Origin of the sequence: Cerasicoccus frondis (genome assembly GCA_031296915.1) — a bacterium.
In the GTDB taxonomy this organism is placed as follows: Bacteria; Verrucomicrobiota; Verrucomicrobiia; order Opitutales; family Cerasicoccaceae; genus Cerasicoccus; species Cerasicoccus frondis.
The window spans coordinates 59945-68990 of the sequence record JAVDPC010000033.1; the positions used below are offsets into that span (position 1 = coordinate 59945).

Below are 9046 nucleotides of genomic sequence, written 5' to 3' on the forward strand. Positions count from 1 at the left end.
CTCCACATGATGCGGCGCGTCACTGTGGCGGCGGTTTAACTCCGCCGCGGACTAGGCGCCGCGCAGACCGGATGGTGCTTTTCCAACTGCGTGAGCTCGGCTGCTCGCCGTAACGCAAAATCAACAGCTCTTCGTAAGTCGCTCGCCACGGCTGCAACTCGGCAGCCTGTAACTTCTCCTGCGCAATATGGTATACTGGCCTGAACCGCGCCAACGCATGCCCCGCCCGGCGGCGCACCGGATCATGCGAAGTCCGGCCATGCCCTTTGGCATAGGCGGTTCGCCAAGCCAAAAAGGCGAAATAAAGTCCACGGAGCGCTAAAATGCTCGCACAGATAACCAGCACGGACAGGGCAATGTCGCGGATCTTCTCCAAGCCCCATCCTTCCGTCAGCCAGCGCTTCAGCGCCTCCCACTTCTGCACGAAGCTTTGCTGAAAATTCTTAAAGGCGCCCACGGACATATCCCGAATGTTGCTGGCGATTTCCTCCTGGTCGGCCTGATCGAAATTAATAACCCGACGGTACCAGACCATGCGCACGCTGTCCAACCAAGCGCTCCAGCCAGACTCAGTCGGTATCGTGGCCTGCATGCCGTCCGCCGAGCTCCCAAACAGCGAGTGCGATGCAGGCGTTGGGTCCACCCGCGTCCACCTGCCACTACCGTCATACACCTCGACCCAGGCGTGCGCCATGCGGTTGCGCACGACAAAAAAGTCTTCGTAGTCGTTCCACGTCGCCCCCGCAAAACCAGCCACGGCGCGCGCCGGATAACCCGCCGTCCGCGCGAGCATAATGAAGGCGCCGGAGAAATGCTCGCACCAACCGGTCTCCGCATGGCGCATCCAGTAGAGCAGGCTGTCTGATCGCTCATCTGCTGGCAGGCCCGTTCGCAGGGCATAGCTGTAGCGCTGGTTGAGCCATTCCAACGCCCGGCGGCTAAACTCGGCCGCACTGAGCTTAGCCCCGCCCGTGATTTCCTGCACCGCATCCTGCAGGAATTGCAGATTTTCACCCTCGGCAGGCACCGAGAGCGTTGTTTCCGGGTAGCGCAATTCGCGAACGCTAGAGCCCCGCTCTTCGACTAAGATCGGCTCGCCGTAGATTCGATTAAGCAGCCGCGCCTCGCGATGGCTCGCCTGCATGGACTCGCCCAATGAGACATTGGTCAGCGAATACCCGAAGGCCGAGGCCGTGGGCGCATCCAGCTCAAAGACATTGAAATCCTCACCCGGGAAAAACTTCACCCGCTGCCCGAATTGAATCGTCTCAAACGGGCCAATGAGCGGCAGGTAGCTGCTCACATTGCCCTCCAGGTAGTAGTCCATGCGCTCCAGCGAGCTCCCCCCCATGAAGCGCTGCGGCGTATCCATGTTCGAGTAGCGGTAGCCTTCCTGCAGGCGCAAATTTGTAAACTGCCGTGAGGCGGTCGACACGCGAAATGTGCTGTCCAACGGATCGTATTGGTCGAGCACCACCATGCGCCAATAAGGCCGCGTGGGAATCTTGTCCGGGTCGCTCACCTCCACCCGCAACGCCACGTGATCATCCCCGTTGAGGAGTTCGCTCACATCGCCATAGGCAATCGTGTCGCTGAAACCAATCCCGGCTCCGGCCTGCAATTGCAGGAACGGCAGGGCCTGATCCATCTTGATGCGCGGCAGCGAAATGAAGATCACCGACGAGATGCCCACCACAATGGCAAAAAGCACCCCGGCCAGCGTCAGCAGTTGAAAGTCCAACCCGTGACGCAGGCGGCGCACAAAACGCACCCACGAAAAATGACTCCAATCCTCCTGCTTCAGCACGCGGTCATAGCTGGGCTCCAGCAAGTTCACCAGGAACAGTTGCCCCATCGCAATCGGCGTGAAAATCAGCATCTGCACCGCAAAAGATATCGAGATGAGCAAGACGCCGACGATGATGAGCGTAAACAGCGTCAGCAGCAGCAGTTGCAAGTCTTCCCGACGTTTGCGAAATTGTAGGGAGCGGTAAAACGTGAGGAAACCGACCATCCGGATCATCGGGTCCAGGAAGTTCGCCCCATGCATCATGAAATCAATGGCGATGATCAGGATCAACGCTGGGGTCGCCGCCTTGTTGACCGAGGCGGGAATGCGCGCGACCAGCCCCGGCATCGCCGTCACCACGCAAGCCGTCACGAAAAACAGCAGCACCAGCCCACTCGCAATCGACTCCAGGCTCCAAAGGGACCACATGGAGATCAGGGACAGAAATTGCCCCAGAAACCACTTGAGTTGGTGCAGTTCGTCTTGGCTAAGCCGAACCCGCGAGGTTGCCACTGAGATAGGCATTTACTTCTTGTTTTGAGCCGGGTTTAAAGGAAATCAAGTTGCCGCCGTAGTGATCGCCCGCCGGCCGATAGCCGGACACAGGCTCTACGCGGGCCAGCATTTCCAGGAAAAGTTGCAAATCGTGCAATCGCTTAATGACTAAGAGGGGCTCGTCGTTGACCGCCACGCCCACCAAACGCCCCTCACGGAACAGGTCTTCGGCCAGGCTCGCGGCAAAGCTGCACAGCTTTTCGAACTGCGCGGCGTTGGACCAGATCGACGCCGGCGTTTCGACAAACACAATGTAGCCGTCGCGGTTTTCTTCCTCCATCTGGCGCACCATGAGCTGCCGGGTGCGCGCCGTGGCTTTCCAGTGGACAATCCGCTGGGGGTCCCCCCGCTGATAGCGGCGAATGTTCATCAGCTCCGCCCCTGTGCCCGGACGGCGAGTAAAAGCGCCCAATTGACGACCACGCCGACCGACCGGCGTGCGAAATTCGTAGTCCACCCGACGCGGCGTCACCACCACTTCGCGCTCCACGCCCACGCCCATCGTTTTTCGCAAAAAGCCAAAGGGAAATTGCGACTCCAGGCCGGAAACCTCGACCATGTCCACGCCACGTTCGCGCGGGGTAAAGAGCCATTCCAGTTGAGCCTGCTGGTCAGGGTCGAGCCGGTCTTCCAAAAACAGACGCTGCCACTCGCTCTGCTTTTTCGTCCGAATTTTCACCCACATGCAGCAGGTTGGCAGGAGGCGTTTTGTATTCCAGAGCTCCACGGCGATCGGGGCGGGCTCATCAACGCGAAAATGCGCCGGCAAAAGCAAACGCCAGCGACCGCCCCGGAAATTCATCCAACTGAGCAAACCGCTCAGGATCAACGTGGAGAGCACCAACGACAGGGCCATGAACAAAATGTTGTTGCTCGACGAAGCATAGGCGGCCGACATCAGCCCCACCGACACCATGATGTGCACAAACCCCGCTGGCGTGATGCCGATTGGGTGGCTTTTGGCGGGCAGCAAAAACACCCACAACATACGCCACAGGCGGTCCCGCAGCTTCAGCTTGCTCTTGCCGGGGCTGGTGTCCGTCCAGTCGGTGATGTTGTATTCCGGCCTACTGGCTTCGACCGGTGGTTCGGTGGCAATGGGTCGGGACATCGAGTCCTGCAATTAGCGGCTGCTCAAATGGGGAGCGGCACGGAGTCAATTAGCTTGGTCAGGATGCCCTCCACTGCGCGGCGCTCTTCCAGCGGGTCCGCCGTTTGGCGGCGCAAGGCGAGGCGATGCGTAAAGACGGGCTTCACGGCGGCGGAAACATCTTCTGGGATCATGAACGCGCGGCCTGACAGCAGCGCGCGAGCCTGGGCGGCGACCTTCAACGCGAGCGCGCCACGCGTGGACACCCCGGCCTCAAATTCACTTTCCGTGCGGGTGGCGCTGACGAATTTCAGCATGTAGTCGTAAAGGCTCTCCTCAATGAAGACCTGCGGCACGTAATCCTGAATTTCCAGAATGTCTTCTGCGGTGATCACCGGCTCGATGCTCAGCGTGTCGTAGCTGCGGCGGCTTTGGTCGGACTGCAGGATCTCCAACTCGTGCTGACGGTCCGGGTAACCCATTTGCAACCGCATGAGAAAACGGTCCATCTGACTTTCCGGCAGCGGGAAGGTGCCCTCATAGTCGACGGGATTCTGCGTCGCAAACACGATGAACGGCGTGCCCACTGTATAAGTGGAGCCATCCACGGACACTTTGCCGCGATCCATGACCTCAAGCAGCGCAGACTGCGTCTTGGGCGTCGCCCGGTTGATTTCGTCAGCCAGGACGATGTTCGCAAAGATCGGCCCACGCTTGAAGACAAACTCGCGCATCTGCTCATCGTAGATGGAAACGCCGAGCACATCACTGGGCAGCAAGTCGCTGGTGAACTGAACGCGTGAGAAATTGCAGTCGATGGAGCGGGCCAGGCAGTAAGCCAGCGTCGTCTTGCCTAAGCCTGGGAGGTCCTCCAGCAGAACATGGCCGCCAGCGATCAGACAGAGTATGACGTCATCGATGACTTCATCCTTGCCCCGAATTACTTTTGAAATGTTTCCGGAAAGCCGTTGCAGGGTTTCGCGGATGCGAGGGGCGGGTATGGATGCCGAAGTCTGACTCATGATCTGAAAATAAATATCACGTCGACAAAGATCCTGCGATAGATTGAAGCAGTGCGAAGAGCCGACACATAAAAAATAGGGAATTTATCCGGGTAAAACCCGTAAAAGCAAATCATGTTCCCTTTCGACCAAATTGCAAGCCAAGTCGTTCTGCAATCAACACCTTACGCCATTAACGGCCAGCACATCTTCAGGGCGCGTTTTCCCTGATAAACAAAGAGAAGCCGCCGACCCACTCGGACCGACGGCTTCAGCTACCACTACTGCTACTATTCTGTGTCGGATTTAACCAACACTGAAAATATATCACATAAATGCGAAAAAGGTATCGGGGAAATGCTTTATTTTTAACAATTATGCAACGGAATGATGACGTGGTAGGTTACTGAATCTCCCCTGTCAAGACTCTGAATGCAAAATGTTAAAAAAGTTGGGAATCCCCTTAGCTTCTACGACTCAGCGCCACTGGAAACTTCTGCGCGCGCTTTTTCCGCCAAAGGAGTCGACATGTAACGCTCGGTCGAGCTGGCCGCAATCGTTACAATGCGCTTGCCCGCCATTTCCGGACGCTTCGCAAGCTCCAAAGCCGAGAAAATGTTGGCGCCCGAGGAAATCCCCACCGGAATGCCTTCGAGCAGCGTAACCTGCTGAGCCATGGCAAACGCGTCGTCGTTGCTCACCTTGATGACTTCGTCGATCAGGTCGACGTTGCAATTCTTCGGGATGAAGCCCGCGCCAATGCCCTGAATCTTGTGTGGGCCAGGCGCGCCGCCGGAGATGACCGGGCTGGCTTCAGGCTCAACGGCCACGGTGTGCAGCTTCGTGCGGCCCTTGATGACTTCCGATACGCCGGAAATCGTGCCGCCGGTGCCAACGCCAGCCACAAACGCGTCTACCTTGCCTTCGGTCGCGGCCCAGATTTCCTCTGCGGTCGTGGCGCGGTGGATGGCGGGGTTGGCCGGGTTTTCAAATTGCTGCGGCATGAAAGCCTTGTATTCCTCGACGAGCTCGGCTGCGCGGGCAATCGCGCCGCCCATGCCCTTCGGTCCGGGAGTCAGCACCAGCTCGGCGCCCAGCATTTTCAGCAGCACGCGGCGCTCCATGGACATCGTTTCCGGCATCGTGAGCAGGCAGCGGTAGCCCTTGGCGGCGCAAACGAAGGCCAGCGCAATGCCGGTGTTGCCAGAGGTCGGCTCAACGACCATGCCACCCGGCTTCAGCTTGCCGTCACGCTCGGCGGCCTCAATCATCGCCAGGCCGATACGGTCTTTCACGCTCGAAAGCGGGTTGAAAAATTCGCACTTCACGTAGACTTCGGCTTCGAGGCCTTCGGTCAGTTTGTTCAGTTTTACCAGCGGCGTATTGCCAATCGTGGCCGTGATCGAGGATGCTAGAGACATAGGATTTCTGTAGTTAGAGGTGGACGATTAAACTCTCGGCGCGCGCCCTTACCGGCGACGCGGGCCAAAGCTGCGGATCGGCGCATTGCGCTGCTGGTTGGCGTTGCGCAGGCGGAAGGTGATGCGCGCCTTGTTCAGGTCGTAGCGCGACATTTCCATCTTCACCATATCGCCGGTGGTAATCTTAATAAAGTGCTTACGCAGCTTGCCGGAAATCGTGGCCAGCACGACGTGTTTATTGGGCAGCTCCACGCGAAACATGGTGCCTGGAAGCACTGCCACTACTTTACCTTCTACTTCGATTACGTCGTCGTCTGCCATAAATAATAAGAATGCATCATTTGGCCGGGGTTCCAATTGGGCTCAAATGAAAGGCGCAAGAATCGCTTTCCCTACGCCTGAGTCAAGGCTTAAGCAGTGCGGATTGCGGAATGAGGATTGCGGAATATGCTGAAAATATCACGGTTCGCGCGCTGGACAACGTTGCTGATCCCGCCATATATCGAATCCGTAACGAGCACTCCGCCCAATTCACACAATGACCGCTTCTCACGCTCAACCAATTCCGCAATCTGCAATCCGCATTCCACAATCATGAGGCCAACCCTGCCCTGCCCATTCCAGAAGCTTTTCCCGTCGCAACTCGTCCGCGACGACCGGTTCTACATGCAACTCGCTTATAATCAGGCAATTGACGCCTGGAAAGCCGACGAAACGCCCATCGGCGCCGTCATCGAATACGGCGGCGAACCCATCGCGCACGCCTTCAACCGCGTCGACCAGACCAAAGACCCGACGGCCCACGCCGAGATGCTCGCCATCACCAAGGCCGCGAACTTTCTGGGCGACTGGCGCCTCAACGAATGCACGCTCTACGTGACCAAGGAGCCCTGCCCGATGTGCGCCGGCGCCAGCATCATGAGCCGGTTAAAAGAAGTCGTGTTCGCCGTCGCCGACCCCAAAATGGGCTACCTCGGCGGCGTCGTCGACGCCCACGCCACGCCCTCCCTCAACCACCGCCTCAACGTCCGCTCCGGCGTCATGGAGGAAGAATGCCGCGAGCTCATCCAAGCCTACTTCCGCCTCAAACGCGTCAAGGCCAAGGATTCTGAGTAGAGCCAACCGCGCCTACTATTCGGCATAACTCACGCTGACCCGGTAAAAAGTCGGCGCGTCGCTCATGGCGGCCAAGAGGCAGCCAGGCAAAAGAAGGCCAAATAGAATGATGGATAGACGCGGAATCATGAAAACCGATATTCGGGATTTTGTATCCAAAGGCTTTTTCAGATAGCAGATTATACGACAAGGATATTCAGAAAAAATTCAGCATCGCACGAGCATTCTCCTGCCGAATCCGGCGAAAATAAATCTGCTTTTACGTTCAGTTTTTCGTTGCAGAATGGGCGCTTTTGTTTACTATTTCTTTGATCATCAACCGACACTCATCTCCGCCATGAAAAATTCTCCCACCGATGTCATCCACCCGCCGTAGCGCGCGGGTAGTCCAGTCGCTGTTTTGTGCGACGGCATTCGTTTCCGCGTAGACTTTGAACCGCTCGATGGGGCCCATTCGACGCCATGCTGGTGACAGCAGTTTGGCGCGCGACGCCCCGAGGTTTTAATCCGACCCGCCGGTCGGCAGAGCCTGCCCGGGATTATGCCAGCTTGCCGCTTCGCCGCAGCGACGTTGAAGAGCCCGACACAACGGGGCTTGCTCCCTCCTGCGCCGCAAACCGGCGATCGGGCGGGATGCTCATTGTTCTTTGATACGAAATTTTCGCGGATTACCCCCCCCCCCTCCCCGGCTGCGCCGGGAGATTAAAGGAAAAAGGTTAAAGGAAAAAGTTGAGGGTGGCCGATTCAACATCGGGGCAGGATGCCAGTCCTCCGGCGCGTATGCCTAAAATTGTAGGAGGGGGGCTTTATGCCCCGAATCGTTTCGCTGCGATCGGGCTGCGATCACCAGCAAACGGCGCGAGACGCATTTACCCGCCCTGCCCGTCGTCCTGCTTCCGGTCCAGATGGCCGAGGTCGCGGTCGGGGTCCAGGCGGTCGCGGACACGTTGCTTGAGAGCCTTGACGTCCGGGAAGCCGCCGTCGCGTTTGCGCTCCCAGAGCAGATCGTCGTTGTAACGGATTTCAAACATCCCCGCCTCGCAGGAGGGCTCCAGCGTGACGCTTTGCAGATCCTCGGAAAAGGTGTAAAGCAGCTCCTGCGTCATCCACGCAGAGCGCAGCAGCCAGTTGCATTTCGGACAGTAGCGAATGAGGATCTTGGGCTTGGACATAGAAATTAAAGCAACGACTTTCCACCGAAGCAACCGGCTAGGTCGCATATGCAAGGAGTAATACTTGGCTACTCACGAATTCAAATCTGCTGGCCTTTCCAGAAAGTTACTTACCTAGATTGCTAATTTTAACACGTCGATGAAAAGCAAATAAGCCAACAAGCGCACTAATTATTAAGGCATAGGTAGATGGTTCGGGAACAACGCCAATGTTTAACACTAAAGAATCGGCATTATCCCCTTCTCCCCAATTCCAAATGTATTGCCCTGGAGTCATCCCTAAACTGCTAAATGACTCCCCAGCAAAGATTGCGATCGAATCTGACTCCAACTCTGCGCCACTCACATAACCAACCGGCAAATAGAGCGCCAGGCCATAGAACAGGTCAATAACGCCCACTAGAGGACCAGTTCCATATGATGCTTCCAGTCCACCACCGGGGCCAAACGTAGGAGCTGTTGTAAGGCCAGTGTAAACGTCCATATTAGCAGAGCCACCCGTCAAAAAGTATCCCAGCCCTGGATCAATACCGGGTGTATAGCTTTCTGTCCCTTCTAGGGATAAGTCATCTAAGATTGCCGAACCCGTGGTAACTCCGATCACGTCCCCATCAGACTCACTGTAATTCGCAATAATTACAGCCCTGGCATTCAGGCAAAGCAAAACAGAAGCCATAAATAACACTAGACGGGCATTCTTCCGATTAAAGAAATTCATAAACATCGAACAATAGCATTTATTATGAGTTTTCAGCGTCAACCCTCAACTAGGCCTGCGGAAACATCCAGCAATATACCATTGGATGACAACATTTCTGACGGACCAACACTAGGTAGTGTTTTCAAATTAAAACTGTTGATGGAACGAGTAAAAATGAATGCAGCGCAAGGCGGCTTGAACG

The 9046-nt window shown here is 56.7% G+C and carries 8 protein-coding genes; 1 reads left to right on the plus strand and 7 read right to left on the minus strand.

What is annotated here, in order from left to right:
* Positions 1-19: 19 nt before the first annotated feature.
* The 5 genes from RBB63_RS19975 to infA all read right to left on the minus strand — a co-directional run bounded on the left by RBB63_RS19975 (position 20) and on the right by infA (position 6177).
* Positions 20-2314 (minus strand): transglutaminase TgpA family protein, encoded by a 2295-nt coding sequence (locus RBB63_RS19975; protein ID WP_309386925.1) that lies wholly within the window; start codon positions 2312-2314, stop codon positions 20-22.
* Positions 2277-3455 carry a DUF58 domain-containing protein gene (locus tag RBB63_RS19980; RefSeq protein ID WP_309386927.1) on the minus strand — a complete coding sequence of 393 codons (1179 nt, stop codon included), beginning with the start codon at positions 3453-3455 and terminating at the stop codon, positions 2277-2279. Before RBB63_RS19980 ends, RBB63_RS19975 begins: the two co-directional genes overlap by 38 nt.
* A gap of 23 nt (positions 3456-3478) precedes the next feature.
* The gene (locus tag RBB63_RS19985; protein ID WP_309386929.1) at positions 3479-4456 is read right to left on the minus strand and encodes an AAA family ATPase; all 978 of its coding nucleotides are present in this window, start codon (positions 4454-4456) and stop codon (positions 3479-3481) included.
* A gap of 449 nt (positions 4457-4905) precedes the next feature.
* Positions 4906-5856, minus strand: coding sequence for a cysteine synthase A (gene cysK / locus RBB63_RS19990; RefSeq protein WP_309386931.1), 951 nt, complete (start codon positions 5854-5856; stop codon positions 4906-4908).
* A gap of 48 nt (positions 5857-5904) precedes the next feature.
* Complete coding sequence (gene infA, locus RBB63_RS19995) at positions 5905-6177, minus strand: translation initiation factor IF-1 (protein WP_343219098.1); 273 nt, start codon at positions 6175-6177, stop codon at positions 5905-5907.
* A gap of 273 nt (positions 6178-6450) precedes the next feature.
* Between infA and RBB63_RS20000 the strand changes: the two genes are divergently transcribed.
* Positions 6451-6972, plus strand: coding sequence for a nucleoside deaminase (locus RBB63_RS20000; RefSeq protein WP_309386933.1), 522 nt, complete (start codon positions 6451-6453; stop codon positions 6970-6972).
* 869 nt (positions 6973-7841) lie between these two features.
* On the opposite strand, the gene RBB63_RS20005 is transcribed toward RBB63_RS20000, so the two are convergent.
* Together RBB63_RS20005 and RBB63_RS20010 are read right to left on the minus strand one after the other, a co-directional pair.
* The gene (locus RBB63_RS20005) at positions 7842-8144 is read right to left on the minus strand and encodes an Rdx family protein (protein ID WP_343219139.1); all 303 of its coding nucleotides are present in this window, start codon (positions 8142-8144) and stop codon (positions 7842-7844) included.
* A 106-nt stretch (positions 8145-8250) separates the two neighbouring features.
* Positions 8251-8862: a PEP-CTERM sorting domain-containing protein gene (locus RBB63_RS20010; protein ID WP_309386936.1), complete on the minus strand. Its 612-nt coding sequence runs from the start codon at positions 8860-8862 to the stop codon at positions 8251-8253.
* Between the last annotated feature and the right edge of the window lie 184 nt (positions 8863-9046).

What these genes read in the sequence shown, in the direction of transcription:
- RBB63_RS19975 (WP_309386925.1), bottom strand. Translation starts at nt 2,314, where the DNA reads ATGCCTATCTCAGTGGCAACCTCGCGGGTTCGGCTTAGCCAAGACGAA.
- RBB63_RS19980 (WP_309386927.1), bottom strand. Translation starts at nt 3,455, where the DNA reads ATGTCCCGACCCATTGCCACCGAACCACCGGTCGAAGCCAGTAGGCCG.
- RBB63_RS19985 (WP_309386929.1), bottom strand. Translation starts at nt 4,456, where the DNA reads ATGAGTCAGACTTCGGCATCCATACCCGCCCCTCGCATCCGCGAAACC.
- cysK (WP_309386931.1), bottom strand. Translation starts at nt 5,856, where the DNA reads ATGTCTCTAGCATCCTCGATCACGGCCACGATTGGCAATACGCCGCTG.
- infA (WP_343219098.1), bottom strand. Translation starts at nt 6,177, where the DNA reads ATGGCAGACGACGACGTAATCGAAGTAGAAGGTAAAGTAGTGGCAGTG.
- RBB63_RS20000 (WP_309386933.1), top strand. Translation starts at nt 6,451, where the DNA reads ATGAGGCCAACCCTGCCCTGCCCATTCCAGAAGCTTTTCCCGTCGCAA.
- RBB63_RS20005 (WP_343219139.1), bottom strand. Translation starts at nt 8,144, where the DNA reads ATGTCCAAGCCCAAGATCCTCATTCGCTACTGTCCGAAATGCAACTGG.
- RBB63_RS20010 (WP_309386936.1), bottom strand. Translation starts at nt 8,862, where the DNA reads ATGAATTTCTTTAATCGGAAGAATGCCCGTCTAGTGTTATTTATGGCT.